Source organism: Streptomyces sp. NPDC002845 (assembly GCF_053591955.1).
The window spans coordinates 81,939-95,483 of the sequence record NZ_JBSFUU010000004.1 but is presented as its reverse complement, the minus strand read 5'-3'; the positions used below and the strand labels follow the sequence as shown (position 1 = coordinate 95,483).

Genomic DNA, 13,545 nt, shown 5'->3' with positions numbered 1-13,545 from the left:
CGCGTGCGCCGTCACCCGGGGTTCACCCGGTCCCGTGGAGCCTGTTCGCCGTGTGGACCGCCCGCAGGACCGCCGCCGCCTTGTTGCGGCACTCGGTGTCCTCGGCCACGGGGTCGGAGTCGGCGACGATGCCCGCGCCGGCCTGCACATAGGCCGTGCCGCCGCGCAGCAGTGCGGTGCGGATGGCGATGGCCGTGTCGGAGTCGCCCGCGAAGTCGAGGTAGCCGACACAGCCGCCGTACAGGCCGCGGCGGGACGGCTCCAGCTCGTCGATGATCTGCATCGCGCGCGGCTTGGGCGCCCCGGAGAGGGTGCCGGCCGGGAAGCAGGCGGTGAGGACGTCGAAGGCCGTACGTCCGGGCGCGACCCGGCCGGTCACCGTCGACACGATGTGCATGACGTGCGAGTACCGCTCGACGGACATGAAGTCGACGACCTCGACGGAGCCCGGTTCGCAGACCCGGCCCAGGTCGTTGCGCCCCAGGTCGACGAGCATCAGGTGCTCGGCGCGCTCCTTGGGGTCGGCGAGCAGCTCGTCGGCGAGGACCTGGTCCTCCTGCGGGGTGGCGCCGCGGTGCCGGGTGCCCGCGATGGGGTGGACCATCGCCTGCCCGTCCTCGACCTTGACCAGGGCTTCGGGGGACGAACCCACGACGTCGAAACCGTCGAAGCGGAAGAGGTACATGTACGGCGACGGATTGGTCGCCCTCAGCACCCGGTAGACGTCCAGCGCGCTTGCCGTGCACGGCGTTTCGAAGCGCTGCGACGGTACGACCTGGAAGGCCTCGCCGGCCCGGATGCGCTCCTTGATGTCCTCGACGGCCTCCTGGAAGTCGGGGCCGCCCCAGAGTGCCGTGTACTCGGGGAGTTCGGAGGGCGGGAGCGCGGCCGGGGGCTGGGAGACCGGACGGGAGAGGTCGGCCTGCATGGCGTCGAGGCGGGCGACCGCGTCCGCGTAGGCCTCGTCGACGCCCGTGTCGAGGTCGTTGTGGTTGATCGCGTTGGCGATCAGCAGGACGGAGCCCTCCCAGTGGTCCATGACCGCCAGGTCGCTCGTCAGCAGCATGGTCAGCTCGGGCAGCCGGAGGTCGTCCCGCTCGCCGGGGCCGATCTTCTCCAGGCGGCGCACGATGTCGTAGCCGAGGTAGCCGACCATGCCTCCGGTGAAGGGCGGCAGGCCTTTCCCGTGGGGTGTGTGCAGGGCCTCGATGGTGGCGCGCAGGGCGGCCAGCGGGTCCCCGTCGACGGGCACGCCGACGGGCGGGGTGCCGAGCCAGTGGGCCCGGCCGTCCCGCTCGGTGAGGGTGGCGGCGCTGCGGACGCCCACGAAGGAGTAGCGAGACCATTTGAACGCAGTGCGGCCGTTCTCCGCGGACTCCAGCAGGAAGGTGCCCGGGCGCTCGGCGGCGAGCTTGCGGTAGAGCGCGACCGGGGTGTCGCCGTCGGCGAGGAGCTTGCGACTGACGGGGATGACGCGGCGGTCGGTGGCCAGCTTGCGGAACGTCTCAAGGTCCATGGCGGCTGACCTTACTGAGCGGACGGGCGTACGGCCGACCCGGCGTCCTTGACCAGGACGTCCGCGTCGAAGCAGGTGCGGGCGCCGGTGTGGCAGGCGGCGCCCACCTGGTCGACCTTGACGAGCACGGTGTCGGCGTCGCAGTCCAGGGCCACGGACTTGACCCACTGGAAGTGGCCTGAGGTGTCGCCCTTGACCCAGTACTCCTGACGGCTGCGCGACCAGTACGTGCACCGGCCGGTCGTCAGCGTGCGATGCAGCGCCTCGTCGTCCATCCAGCCGAGCATGAGCACCTCACCGGTGTCGTACTGCTGGGCGATCGCGGGAAGAAGCCCGTCGGCGCTGCGCTTGATCCGCGCGGCGATCTCCGGGTCGAGCTGGCTGGGCTGCCGGGGCGTGCTGGTCATGGGTGCCATTGTGCCGCGCGGCGGCGACAGGTCCGGCGGTTGTCCACAGGCCGGACCGGTCACCGGGCCTGCGCCGAGCGCTCCGCCGGCAGCCCGGTGATGAACCCGCGGGCCGGTGGGGGCTGGTCGCGCCCACGCGGCGGAGCCGCATATCGATACAGGCCCGCGCCCCTTACGGGGCGCGGTACAGCATCGCGGGTTTTGGGGTAGCCGCTTCGCTCGGCGCAGGCCCGGCCGAGGCGGTGCCCAGCCGGTGTGTGGGTGTCTGCGGGTCTTGGTGGTCGCCTCGCTCAGCGCGGGCCCGGCGGACGCGGCGGCCCGGCGGACGCGCCCGCACCGGCAGCGCGCCACGTCGGTCGGGCCCTTGCTGGGCGGGGCGGGCGGTCGGTCGTAGGCTGGCTGTATGTCGACCCATGCCAAGCGTGAACGGCTTCTCCTCGCCGACCTGTTGGAGACCGCGGGCCCGGACGCCCCGACCCTGTGCGAGGGCTGGAGCACCCGAGATCTCGCGGCGCACGTCGTGGTGCGCGAGCGCCGCGCGGACGCCGCGGGCGGGATCCTGATCAAGCAGCTCGCGCCACGCCTGGAACGGGTGATGGCGGAGTTCGCCGAGAAGCCGTACGAGGAGCTGATCCAGCTCATCCGTACCGGCCCGCCGCGTTTCTCCCCCTTCTCCCTCAAGCAGATCGACGAGATCTCGAACACGATCGAGTTCTACGTCCACGCCGAGGACGTACGCCGCGCCCAGCCCGACTGGACCCCGCGCGAGCTGGACACCGTGTTCCAGGACGCCCTGTGGTCCCGCCTGGAGCGCACCGCCCGGCTGATGGGCCGCGGCGCCCCGACCGGGCTCGTCCTGCGCCGCCCCGACGGCCAGACGGCGGTCGCCCACCGGGGCACACCGGTCGTCACGGTGACCGGTGAGCCGTCGGAGCTGCTGCTGTTCCTGTACGGCCGCCAGCAGGTCGCCGACGTGGAGCTGGAGGGCGAGAAGGACGCGATCACCCGGCTGCACGAAACGAAGCAGCTGGGCATCTGAGGCACCGTTTCAGACGCACCGTTTCGCGGGGCAGCCCGGCGCGGCCTACCGAACGGGGTGCCCCGCCCCCCGCAGCGTCTCCTTCACCTCGCCGATCCGCAGATCCCCGAAGTGGAAGACGGAGGCGGCGAGCACGGCGTCCGCGCCTGCCGCGATGGCCGGCGGGAAGTCGGCGAGCCGTCCGGCGCCGCCGCTCGCGATCAGGGGGACCGTCACGTGCTTGCGTACGGCCTCGATCATCTCGATGTCGTAGCCGTCCTTGGTGCCGTCGGCGTCCATCGAGTTGAGCAGGATCTCACCGGCACCCAGTTCGGCGGCCCGGTGAGCCCATTCGACGGCGTCGATGCCAGTACCGCGACGGCCGCCGTGGGTGGTGACCTCGAAGCTCCCGGACGGAGTCCTGCGCGCGTCCACCGACAGGACCAGGACCTGCCGGCCGAACCGCTCGGCGATCTCGCGGATCAGCTCCGGGCGGGCGATCGCGGCCGTGTTGACGCCGACCTTGTCGGCGCCCGCGCGCAGCAGCTTGTCGACGTCCTCGGTGGTGCGGACGCCGCCGCCGACCGTCAGGGGGATGAAGACCTGCTCGGCGGTACGGCGGACCACGTCGTACGTCGTCTCGCGGTTGCCCGAGGACGCGGTGATGTCGAGGAACGTCAGCTCGTCGGCGCCCTCGGTGTCGTACACCTTGGCCATCTCAACGGGGTCGCCCGCGTCGCGCAGGTTCTGGAAGTTGACGCCCTTGACGACCCGGCCGTTGTCGACGTCCAGGCAGGGGATGACTCGTACGGCAAGGGTCATGCTGAGGATTCTCCGTGTCCTCCGCCGGGGCGGAACGCCTCCACCTCGACCTCGACGACCAGGCTGGGGTCCACGAAGCCGGAGACGATGATCATGGATGCGGCGGGCCGGACGGAGTCGAACAGCTCCTTGTGAGCGCGTCCGACGTCGTCCACGTCCCGGGCATGGGTGATGTACATGCGCGTCCGCACGACGTCGTCGCGGCCGAGACCCAGCTGCTCCAGCGCGGCGAACGCGACGTTGAAGGCGTTGACCGCCTGCTCGTACGGGCCGCCTCCGGCGATCTGGCCGTCGACTATGGACGTACAGCCGGAGACGAGCACCAGGCCGTTCGGCAGTTCCACCGCCCGGGAGTACCCGAAGGCCTCCTCCCAGGGCGCGCCGGTCGTGACGCGTCGCAGGTCGCTCACTGGGCTACCGCCTCCAAGGCCTCTTCCAGGGTGAACGCCTTCGCGTACAGGGCCTTCCCCACGATCGAGCCCTCCACGCCCAGCGGTACGAGCGCGGCGATGGCCCGCAGGTCGTCCAGCGAGGACACGCCGCCGGAGGCCACCACCGGGCGGTCGGTCGCCGCGCAGACGTTCTTCAGCAGCTCCAGGTTCGGGCCCTGCAGCGTGCCGTCCTTGGCGATGTCCGTGACGACGTACCGCGCGCAGCCCTCGGAGTTCAGGCGCTCCAGGGTCTCGTAGAGGTCGCCGCCGTCGCGGGTCCAGCCGCGGCCGCGCAGGGTCGTGCCCCGTACGTCAAGGCCCACCGCGATCTTGTCGCCGTGCTCGGCGATGACCTTGGCGACCCACTCGGGGGTCTCCAGGGCGGCCGTGCCGAGGTTCACCCGGGTGCAGCCGGTGGCCAGGGCGGCGGCGAGCGTGTCGTCGTCGCGGATGCCTCCGGACAGCTCCACCTTGATGTCCATCGCCTTTGTGACCTCGGCGATCAGGTCCCGGTTGTTCCCCGTCCCGAACGCGGCGTCCAGGTCCACCAGGTGCAGCCACTCGGCGCCCGCGCGCTGCCAGGCGAGGGCGGCCTCCAGGGGGGAGCCGTAGGAGGTCTCCGTGCCGGACTCGCCGTGCACGAGGCGGACGGCCTGGCCGTCGCGGACGTCGACGGCGGGGAGGAGTTCGAGCTTGGCCATGGTCTTAAAGGGTTCCGATCCAGTTGGTGAGCAGCTGTGCTCCGGCGTCGCCGGACTTCTCGGGGTGGAACTGGGTGGCCCACAGGGCGCCGTTCTCGACGGCCGCCACGAAAGGCTTGCCGTGCGTGGACCAGGTGACCGTCGGGGCGCGCATCGCCGGGTTCACGGTCTGAAGAGTCCAGTCGTGGACGGCGTACGAGTGCACGAAGTAGAAGCGCGCGTCGGCTTCCAGGCCCGCGAACAGCTGCGAGCCCTCCGGCACGTCGACGGTGTTCCAGCCCATGTGGGGCACGATGTCGGCCTGGAGCGGCTCGACCGAACCGGGCCACTCGTCGAGGCCCTCGGTCTCCACTCCGTGCTCGATGCCGCGCGCGAAGAGGATCTGCATGCCGACGCAGATGCCCATCACCGGGCGGCCGCCCGACAGCCGGCGGTCGATGATCCAGTCGCCGCGCGCTTCCCGCAGCCCGTGCATACAGGCGGCGAAGGCGCCGACGCCCGGCACCAGCAGGCCGTCCGCGTTCAGGGCCTTGTCGTAGTCGCGGGTTATCTCGACGTCGGCTCCCGCGCGCGCGAGGGCGCGCTCGGCGGACCGTACGTTCCCGAAGCCGTAGTCAAAGACGACGACTCGCTTCGAACCGGTGCTCAATTCCACACCTCCAGCCTCAGGACGCCCGCGGCGAGGCACATCGCGGCGCCGATCGAGAGCAGCACGATCAGCCCCTTGGGCATCTGCTGCTTGACGAAGGAGATGATGCCGCCGACCAGGAAGAGGCCGACGACGATCAGGACGGTAGAGAGGCCGCTCATGGCTTTACAGCGCGCCCTTCGTGGACGGAAGGATGCCGGCCGCGCGCGGGTCACGCTCGGAGGCGTAACGCAGCGCCCGGGCCAGGGCCTTGAACTGGCACTCCACGATGTGGTGCGCGTTGCGCCCGTACGGCACGTGCACGTGCAGCGCGATCTGGGCCTGGGCGACGAAGGACTCCAGGATGTGCCGGGTCATCGTGGTGTCGTACTCGCCGATCATCGGCGCCATCTTCTCGGGCTCGGTGTGCACGAGGTAGGGGCGGCCCGAGAGGTCGACGGTCACCTGGGCGAGGGACTCGTCCAGGGGGACCGTGCAGTTGCCGAACCGGTAGATCCCCACCTTGTCGCCGAGCGCCTCCTTGAAGGCGGCGCCCAGCGCGAGGGCGGTGTCCTCGATGGTGTGGTGCGAGTCGATGTGCAGGTCGCCCTCGGTCTTCACGGTCAGGTCGAACAGACCGTGGCGGCCGAGCTGGTCGAGCATGTGGTCGTAGAAGCCGACCCCGGTCGACACATCGACCTTCCCGGTGCCGTCGAGGTTGATCTCGACAACAACCGACGTCTCCTTGGTCGTCCTCTCCACACGTCCTACGCGGCTCATGCCTTCTGCTCCTTCTTCAGTTCACGTACCGCGTCGAGGAACGCGTCGTTTTCGGCGGGAGTTCCGGCGGTGACCCGCAGCCAGCCGGGCACGCCGTTGTCCCGGACGAGGACCCCCCGGTCGAGGATCTGCCGCCAGAGGTCATGGGAATCGGCGAAACGCCCGAACTGCACGAAGTTGGCGTCCGATTCCGTCACCTCGTAGCCGATCGCGCGCAGCTCGGCGACCAGCCGGTCCCGCTCGGTCTTCAGCTGCTCGACATACCCGAGCAGCGTGTCGGTGTGCTCCAGGGCGGCCAGCGCGGTCGCCTGGGTGACGGCGGAGAGGTGGTACGGCAGCCGTACGAGCTGGACGGCGTCCACGACGGCCGGATGCGCGGCGAGGTAGCCGAGGCGGAGCCCGGCGGCGCCGAAGGCCTTGGACATCGTGCGCGAGACGACGAGGTTCGGCCTGCCCGCCAGCAGCGGCAGCAGGGAATCGCCGTGGCTGAACTCGATGTACGCCTCGTCCACGACCACCATCGACGGCTTCGCCGCCTGCGCGGCCTCGTACAGCGCGACGACCGTCTCCGGCACGACCGCGTTGCCCGTGGGGTTGTTGGGGGTGGTGATGAAGACGATGTCCGGCCGGTGCTCGGCGATGGCCCGCTCGGCCGCCGCCAGGTCGATCGTGAAGTCGTCGTTCCGGGGGCCGGAGATCCAGCCCGTGCCCGTCCCGCGCGCGATCAGTCCGTGCATCGAGTACGAGGGCTCGAAGCCGATCGCCGTACGGCCTGGTCCGCCGAAGGTCTGCAGGAGCTGCTGGATGACCTCGTTGGAGCCGTTGGCCGCCCAGACGTTCTCGATGCCGACGACGTGATGGCCGGTCTTCGTCAGGTACTTGGCCAGCTCCGTGCGCAGTTCCACCGCGTCCCGGTCGGGGTAGCGGTTGAGGTTCCGCGCGGCCTCACGGACCCGCTCGGCGATGCGCTCGACGAGGGGCTCCGGCAGGGGGTACGGGTTCTCGTTCGTATTCAGCCGTACGGGGACGTCCAGCTGGGGCGCGCCGTAGGGGGACTTGCCGCGCAGTTCGTCGCGTACGGGGAGGTCGTCGATACGTACGTCGTTCACTTGCCCTCGGGCACCTTCCACTCGAACCGCGCCTTGATCGCCGCGCCGTGCGCGGGCAGGTCCTCCGCCTCCGCCAGCGTCACCACGTGGTGTGCGACCTCCGCGAGGGCGTCGCGCGTGTAGTCGACGATGTGGATGCCTCGCAGGAAGGACTGGACGGACAGGCCCGAGGAGTGGCAAGCGCAGCCGCCGGTCGGGAGCACATGGTTGGAGCCTGCCGCGTAGTCACCGAGGGAGACCGGTGCCCAGGGGCCGACGAAAATCGCGCCCGCGTTGACGACGCGTTCGGCGACCGCGGCGGCGTCCGCCGTCTGGATCTCCAGGTGTTCGGCGCCGTACGCGTTGACGACCCTGAGGCCCTCCTCGACGCCGTCGACGAGCACGATCGCGGACTGCCTGCCCGCCAGCGCCGGGCGGATCCGGTCCTCGATGTGCTTGGTGGCCGCGACCTGCGGCTCCAGCTCCTTCTCGACCGCGTCCGCCAGTCCGACGGAGTCGGTGACGAGCACAGCGGCGGCCAGCGGGTCGTGCTCGGCCTGGCTGATCAGGTCGGAGGCGACGTGCACCGGGTCGGCCGTGTCGTCCGCGAGGATCGCGATCTCGGTCGGGCCCGCCTCGGAGTCGATGCCGATGAGCCCGGTGAAGTACCGCTTGGCGGCGGCCACCCAGATGTTGCCGGGGCCGGTGACCATGTTGGCGGGCGGGCAGGACTCGGTGCCGTACGCGAACATCGCGACGGCGGTGGCGCCACCGGCCGCGTACACCTCGTCGACGCCGAGCAGCGCGCAGGCGGCGAGGATCGTGGGGTGCGGCAGCCCGCCGGCTGGGTCATTTTCAAAAGCGGGCGCCTGCGCCGGGGAGGCGAGCGCGACGGAGCCGACGCCGGCCTCCTGCGCGGGCACGACGTTCATGATCACGGAGGACGGGTACACGGACCGGCCGCCGGGGGCGTAGAGGCCCACCCGCTCGACCGGCACCCACTTCTCGGTGACCGAGCCGCCGGGGACGACCTGGGTGGTGTGCGTCGTACGGCGCTGCTCGCGGTGGACGATGCGGGCGCGGCGGATGGACTCCTCCAGGGCCGCGCGGACGGCCGGGTCGAGCCGCTCCAGCGCTGCCGTGAGGGCCTCGGCCGGGACCCGTACGGATTCCAGGCGTACGCCGTCGAACTTCTCGGCGTAGTCGATCAGCGCCGCGTCGCCCCGATGATGCACGGCCTCGCAGATCGGACGCACCTTCTCCAGGGCGGCCGCTACGTCGAAGTCGGCTCGGGGCAGCAGGTCGCGCAGGGCGGGGCCCTCGGGAAGGGCGTCGCCGCGCAGATCGATTCGGGCCAAAGAAAACTGTTGCAGCACAAGGGCAATTCTCGCAGACCGGCGCAGGGCGTCGTTCGCCTGTCCCAATGGCTGATACGAGCCATGGAAGATCACCTTCACCGATAGCGTTCAGGGCGTCACTCAGCGGGCATTGGACGTATGTACGAAAACTCGCGAGCAGCCGGGAATCCCGCGCGGGCCCGGGAGCCCCGCGAGGAACTGTGACGCGAACGGGGAGGAAGGAAGAGCCGTGAACGACGGTGCCGGCGCCCGGGACGGGGAGCTGCCGGACGACCTGACCGCCGCCGAGGCCGGTATGTGGCAGGCATTCCGCAACGGCAGCGTGTACGACCTGCGCAGCGGGGACGTCGCCGTGGACGATCCGCACGGCGGCCACCCCTGGGGGCCGGAGCGGACCGTGCGGGCGCGGATCGTGGCCTGGCTGCTGCTGGACGGGCCGCCGGCGCTGGCGGGGCGGGTGTCCTCGCTGAAGCTGACCGGCGTCCGGATCAAGGACACCCTCGACCTCGCCGGCGGCACGGTGGTGCCGTACGTCGAGATGCGGGGCTGCCGCTTCGAGAAGGAGATCCTGCTGCCGGAGGCGCGGTTCACGACCGCACGGCTGGTGGACTGCTCGGTGCCGCGGCTGGAGGCGGTCCGCGTGAACACCGAGGGCGATCTGCACCTGCCGCGCTGCCGCTTCCACAACGGGGTACGGCTGACCGACGCCCACATAGGCACCGACCTGCTGCTCAACCAGGCCGTGGTCTACCGCGACCGGCGGGGCCGTTCGATCACCGGCGACGGCATGACGGTCGGCCAGGACCTCCAGGCCGAGATGCTTCAGTCGCACGGCGAGCTGAGCCTGCGCGGCGCCTCGATCGGGGTCTCGCTGAGCCTGCGCGGCAGCCAGCTCGCCAATCCGTACGGCAGGCTCGCGCTCAACGCCCCCCAGATGACCGTCGGGCGCACGCTGTACCTGACCCCGGCCGGCGTCGGCAATCCGCGCTACACCAGCGGGACCACACCGGCGCACGGCACCCGGGTGCAGCGGTTCACGTGCGAGGGCGGGATACGGCTGGACGACGGGCGGTTCGGGGACGCCGTCGACCTGCAGCGGGCCCGGTTCACCTTCACCGACGACCAGGAGCTGTCGCTGCGCCGCGTCCAGGTGCCCGAGCTGCGCTTCCTCGGCGAGAGGCCCGAGCGCGGCAAGGTGGTCCTGTCGGGCGCCAAGGTCGTCAACCTGATCGACAGGGCGGACAGCTGGCCGGGCCCCGGCAATCTGCAGATGGGCGGCTTCCAGTACGAGAACCTCATACCGCTGGGCCCGTTCCCGCTGGCCAGACGGCTGGAGTGGGTGGCCGCGGCGACCGCCGAGTTCAACCCGGAGCCGTACGAGCGGCTGGCCACCGTACTGCGCGGCGGCGGCGAGGACGCGGACGCGCGCGAGGTCCTGCTGGCCAAGCAGCGCCACCGCCGCGAGAACCTGCCGCTCGCTGCCAAGCTCTGGGGGTACGCGCAGGACTGGATGGTCGCCTACGGGTACCGGCCGGGCCGGGCCGCGCTGTGGATGGCGGTGCTGTGGGCGGTCACGTCGGTCGCGTTCTCGCACGCCGACCATCCGCCGATCAGGCCCGGTGAGCATCCGCCGTGGAACGCCTCCCTCTTCGCCCTGGACCTGCTCCTGCCGGTCATCGACCTCGGGCAGGCGGGCTACTGGCAGCTGCACGGCGGCTGGCAGTGGCTGGCCGCGGTGGTGATCCTGCTCGGCTGGATCCTGGCGACGACGGTGGCGACGGGGGCGACGCGGCTGCTCAGGAGGAGCTGACACACCGCGTGCCCGGAGCCGACCGGCAGCGGCGCGACGGGGACCTTTTTACCGGACCTTGACGGTTGGCCGTACAACTAAAAAGGCGTTGCCTCGTCCCCTCTGGCGCGGCTCCGACCTGCGGGTTTTCAATGGTCCACGCTATGGGACTGCTGCGCGCGGCCATCCGTACGGCCCGGATGGCCCAGAACGCCTCGCACCTCGCCGTCGGACTGCCCGCCGACACCGAGGTACTGCTCGACGCCCCCGACGACCGGCTCGGGCCGGTGCTCGTGGCGGCGGGGCTCGGCGAGTACGCCCCGGCGGCGAAGCTGCTGGCCGCCACCCGGGAAGCCGCCGAGTGGGAGAGCCGGGACCAGTACACGACCCGGCTGGCCGCCTTCGCGCGCTCACGCGACGCGTGGCTGCACGCCTGGCAGCACGCCGCCCCGCACGCCCCGGACGCGCTGTTGGTCAAGGCCGAGCTGGCGGTGACCCGCGCCTGGGAGTCCCCGGCCCGCGGCGAACTCCTGCGTCGGCTGAGCCCGCTGATCACCGCGGCCGCCGAGGGCGACCCGCGCGATCCGGTGCCCTGGCGGATCGCCCTCGACCACGCCCGGGGCACCAACACGAGCCACGCCGAGTTCGACGAGCTGTGGGCGGAGGCGGTCCGCCGCTCCCCGCACCACCACGGCTGCCACGTCTCGGCCCTCCAGTACCTGTCCGCCACCTGGTACGGCTCGCACCGCGAGTCCTTCGCCTTCGCCGAACGGGCCGCGCGGGAGACGCTGCCCGGCTCCCTCGTACGGGCACTGCCGGTGCGGGCGGCCTTCGCGTACCTCACCGACCACGGTGGCGTCACGGGGGTGCTGCGCGAGCGCCTGGAGGAGGCGGCCGACGGGGCGATCGCGCTGTCGGCCGCGTATGCGGCCGCCGACCCGTGGCCCGCCGAGGTCCGCAATCTGCTCACCTACGTCCTGGTGCGCCTGGAACGCTGGGAGGACGCCTTGGACCAACTGCGGCTGATCGGCCCGTACGCCACCTCGTTCCCCTGGGACCGGATCTCGGACGACCCGCTGGGCCAGTTCCTGGACCTGCGGGACGGTGTACGGCTGGAGGTGGCGTCCCGGATTCCGCTGGGCCGACGCGGACACGGGCGCCCGGAACGGCCACGCGGCGAGTACCCGGAACGACCACGAAGTGAGCGCGACGAACGTGCCCACTCCGGCGAGCACTAGGCTGTGACGCCGTGACCACCGTCCGGCTTCCGCTCTTCCCCCTGAACTCGGTGCTGTTCCCGGGGCTCGTGCTTCCTCTGAACATCTTCGAGGAGCGCTATCGCGCCATGATGCGCGAGCTCCTGAAGACCCCCGAGGACGAACCGCGCCGGTTCGCCGTCGTCGCCATCCGCGACGGCCACGAGGTCGCGCCCAGCGCGCCCGGCATGCCGGACCCGACGTCCCTGCCCGAACGCGGCCCCGCGGCCGGCTTCGGCGACGACCCGGTCAAGGCCTTCCACCAGGTGGGCTGCGTCGCGGACGCGGCGACCGTACGGGAGCAGGACGACGGCACCTTCGAGGTGCTGGCCACCGGCACGAGCCGGGTGCGGCTGCTCTCGGTGGACGCGTCCGGGCCGTTCCTGACGGCCGAGCTGGAGGAGTTGCCGGAGGAGCAGGGCGAGGAGGCGGGAGCGCTGGCCGAGGGCGTGCTGCGTGCCTTCCGCAAGTACCAGAAGCGCCTGGCCGGTGCCAGTGAGCGCTCCCTCTCGTCGGGCGCGGACCTCCCGGACGAGCCCGCCGTGGTGTCCTACCTCGTCGCGGCCGCGATGATGCTCGACACCCCGGTCAGGCAACGCCTCCTCCAGGCCCCCGACATCGCCTCCCGCCTCCGCGACGAACTGAAACTCCTGCGCGCCGAGAGCGCCATCATCCGTAGTCTGCCGTCGTTGCCGGCCTCGGAGCTGACCCGGGGGCCGACGAGCCTGAACTGAGACGAGAAGGCGGATGGCGAAGAAGTCGAAGAAACAGCAGCAGGGCGGGACCCCGGCCACGGTGGCGCTGACGACGGCGGGGGTGGACTTCACCGTCCATGCCTACGACCACGACCCGTCCCACCCGTCCTACGGCGAGGAGGCCGCCGAGGCGATGGGTGTCTCCCCGGACCGCGTCTTCAAGACCCTGGTCGCCGACGTGGACGGCGCGCTGGTCGTCGGCATCGTCCCCGTGGCGGGCTCCCTGGACCTGAAGGGGCTGGCCACGGCGGTGGGCGGCAAGCGGGCGACGATGGCGGACCCGGGGGCCGCGGAGCGTACGACGGGCTACGTACGGGGCGGTATCTCCCCCCTCGGCCAGCGCAAGAAGCTCCGCACGGTCCTGGACGCCTCGGCCTCCGCCCACACCACGATCTGCGTCTCGGCCGGCCGCCGCGGGCTGGAGGTCGAGCTCTCCCCCTCGGACCTGGCCCACCTCACGCAAGCGGTCCTGGCCCCCATCGCCCGCGCGTGACCCCTCGACGGCTGCCGAGTCCTCCGCTACTTACAGAGGACATGTCGAAGAAAACCCGCAAACGCAAGTGGCGCACCAAGAAGGGCCGCTCCAACCACGGCCGACGGCCCGCCTGACCGAGAAGCAAGCGCAGGCCCCGTCCCTCGCCCCCGCCGCCCCTACCCGTCCCATCCCCAAGGGGCTCCGCCCCTTCGACCCCGGGGTGGGTGGGTTCTCTGCGGGTGAGTGGGGGTTGCCGTGGATCGGCCTGAACGGCCTCGTCCTCAAACGCCGGACGGGCTGATGGTGCCGGGCTGGGCTGAAAAGGCTTGGCGCGGGGGCGGAGGAGCTTGGTGCCGGGCTAGTGAGGTGGGGCGCGGGCCGATGGGTACTGCTCCGGGCTGGAGCCGCGCCCCGTCAGGGGCGCGGGGCTGTATCGATATGCGGCTCCGCCGCGTGGGCGCGACCAGCCACACACAACCCGCAGACACCCCACAACCCACACCACCCGCCCCACCAACACC

At 71.4% G+C, this 13,545-nt stretch carries 15 protein-coding genes; 5 read left to right on the top strand and 10 right to left on the bottom strand.

Annotation, left to right across the window (positions count from 1 at the left end; genetic code table 11):
- Positions 1–22: 22 nt before the first annotated feature.
- Positions 23–1,516 carry an anthranilate synthase component I gene (locus tag ACWD3C_RS03990; protein ID WP_451139791.1) on the bottom strand — a complete coding sequence of 498 codons (1,494 nt, stop codon included), beginning with the start codon at positions 1,514–1,516 and terminating at the stop codon, positions 23–25.
- Between the two features lie 11 nt (positions 1,517–1,527).
- Positions 1,528–1,923: a phosphoribosyl-AMP cyclohydrolase gene (gene hisI, locus ACWD3C_RS03985; RefSeq protein WP_451139789.1), complete on the bottom strand. Its 396-nt coding sequence runs from the start codon at positions 1,921–1,923 to the stop codon at positions 1,528–1,530.
- A 403-nt stretch (positions 1,924–2,326) separates the two neighbouring features.
- On the opposite strand from hisI, the gene ACWD3C_RS03980 reads away from it, so the two are divergent.
- Positions 2,327–2,962 (top strand): TIGR03085 family metal-binding protein, encoded by a 636-nt coding sequence (locus tag ACWD3C_RS03980; RefSeq protein ID WP_451139787.1) that lies wholly within the window; start codon positions 2,327–2,329, stop codon positions 2,960–2,962.
- 45 nt (positions 2,963–3,007) lie between these two features.
- Here the strand turns inward: ACWD3C_RS03980 and hisF are convergent, their stop codons facing one another.
- The 8 genes from hisF to hisD are packed head-to-tail and all read right to left on the bottom strand — an operon-like array spanning position 3,008 to position 8,749.
- Positions 3,008–3,763, bottom strand: coding sequence for an imidazole glycerol phosphate synthase subunit HisF (gene hisF, locus ACWD3C_RS03975; protein ID WP_451139785.1), 756 nt, complete (start codon positions 3,761–3,763; stop codon positions 3,008–3,010).
- Positions 3,760–4,173: a RidA family protein gene (locus tag ACWD3C_RS03970; protein ID WP_451139783.1), complete on the bottom strand. Its 414-nt coding sequence runs from the start codon at positions 4,171–4,173 to the stop codon at positions 3,760–3,762. The genes hisF and ACWD3C_RS03970 overlap by 4 nt, the downstream gene beginning before the upstream one ends.
- Positions 4,170–4,895, bottom strand: a complete 726-nt coding sequence (priA, locus tag ACWD3C_RS03965; RefSeq protein ID WP_451139781.1) for a bifunctional 1-(5-phosphoribosyl)-5-((5-phosphoribosylamino)methylideneamino)imidazole-4-carboxamide isomerase/phosphoribosylanthranilate isomerase PriA — start codon at positions 4,893–4,895, stop codon at positions 4,170–4,172. The genes ACWD3C_RS03970 and priA overlap by 4 nt, the downstream gene beginning before the upstream one ends.
- A 4-nt stretch (positions 4,896–4,899) precedes the next feature.
- Positions 4,900–5,550 carry an imidazole glycerol phosphate synthase subunit HisH gene (gene hisH, locus ACWD3C_RS03960; RefSeq protein ID WP_451139779.1) on the bottom strand — a complete coding sequence of 217 codons (651 nt, stop codon included), beginning with the start codon at positions 5,548–5,550 and terminating at the stop codon, positions 4,900–4,902.
- Complete coding sequence (locus tag ACWD3C_RS03955; RefSeq protein ID WP_451139777.1) at positions 5,541–5,705, bottom strand: hypothetical protein; 165 nt, start codon at positions 5,703–5,705, stop codon at positions 5,541–5,543. Before ACWD3C_RS03955 ends, hisH begins: the two co-directional genes overlap by 10 nt.
- Positions 5,706–5,709: 4 nt before the next feature.
- Entirely contained in the window at positions 5,710–6,303 is a 594-nt protein-coding gene (hisB, locus tag ACWD3C_RS03950; RefSeq protein WP_451139775.1) for an imidazoleglycerol-phosphate dehydratase HisB, read from the bottom strand.
- Positions 6,300–7,412, bottom strand: coding sequence for a histidinol-phosphate transaminase (locus ACWD3C_RS03945; protein ID WP_451139773.1), 1,113 nt, complete (start codon positions 7,410–7,412; stop codon positions 6,300–6,302). Before ACWD3C_RS03945 ends, hisB begins: the two co-directional genes overlap by 4 nt.
- Positions 7,409–8,749, bottom strand: coding sequence for a histidinol dehydrogenase (gene hisD / locus ACWD3C_RS03940; protein ID WP_451139771.1), 1,341 nt, complete (start codon positions 8,747–8,749; stop codon positions 7,409–7,411). The genes ACWD3C_RS03945 and hisD overlap by 4 nt, the downstream gene beginning before the upstream one ends.
- 229 nt (positions 8,750–8,978) lie before the next feature.
- On the opposite strand from hisD, the gene ACWD3C_RS03935 reads away from it, so the two are divergent.
- The 4 genes from ACWD3C_RS03935 (at position 8,979) to ybaK (ending at position 13,042) form a co-directional block, all read left to right on the top strand.
- Complete coding sequence (locus tag ACWD3C_RS03935; protein WP_451139769.1) at positions 8,979–10,559, top strand: oxidoreductase; 1,581 nt, start codon at positions 8,979–8,981, stop codon at positions 10,557–10,559.
- Between the two features lie 143 nt (positions 10,560–10,702).
- The gene (locus ACWD3C_RS03930; RefSeq protein WP_451139767.1) at positions 10,703–11,776 is read left to right on the top strand and encodes a hypothetical protein; all 1,074 of its coding nucleotides are present in this window, start codon (positions 10,703–10,705) and stop codon (positions 11,774–11,776) included.
- An 11-nt stretch (positions 11,777–11,787) separates the two neighbouring features.
- Entirely contained in the window at positions 11,788–12,528 is a 741-nt protein-coding gene (locus ACWD3C_RS03925) for an LON peptidase substrate-binding domain-containing protein (protein ID WP_451139765.1), read from the top strand.
- A gap of 13 nt (positions 12,529–12,541) precedes the next feature.
- Positions 12,542–13,042, top strand: coding sequence for a Cys-tRNA(Pro) deacylase (gene ybaK, locus ACWD3C_RS03920; RefSeq protein WP_451139763.1), 501 nt, complete (start codon positions 12,542–12,544; stop codon positions 13,040–13,042).
- Positions 13,043–13,545 lie beyond the last annotated feature (503 nt).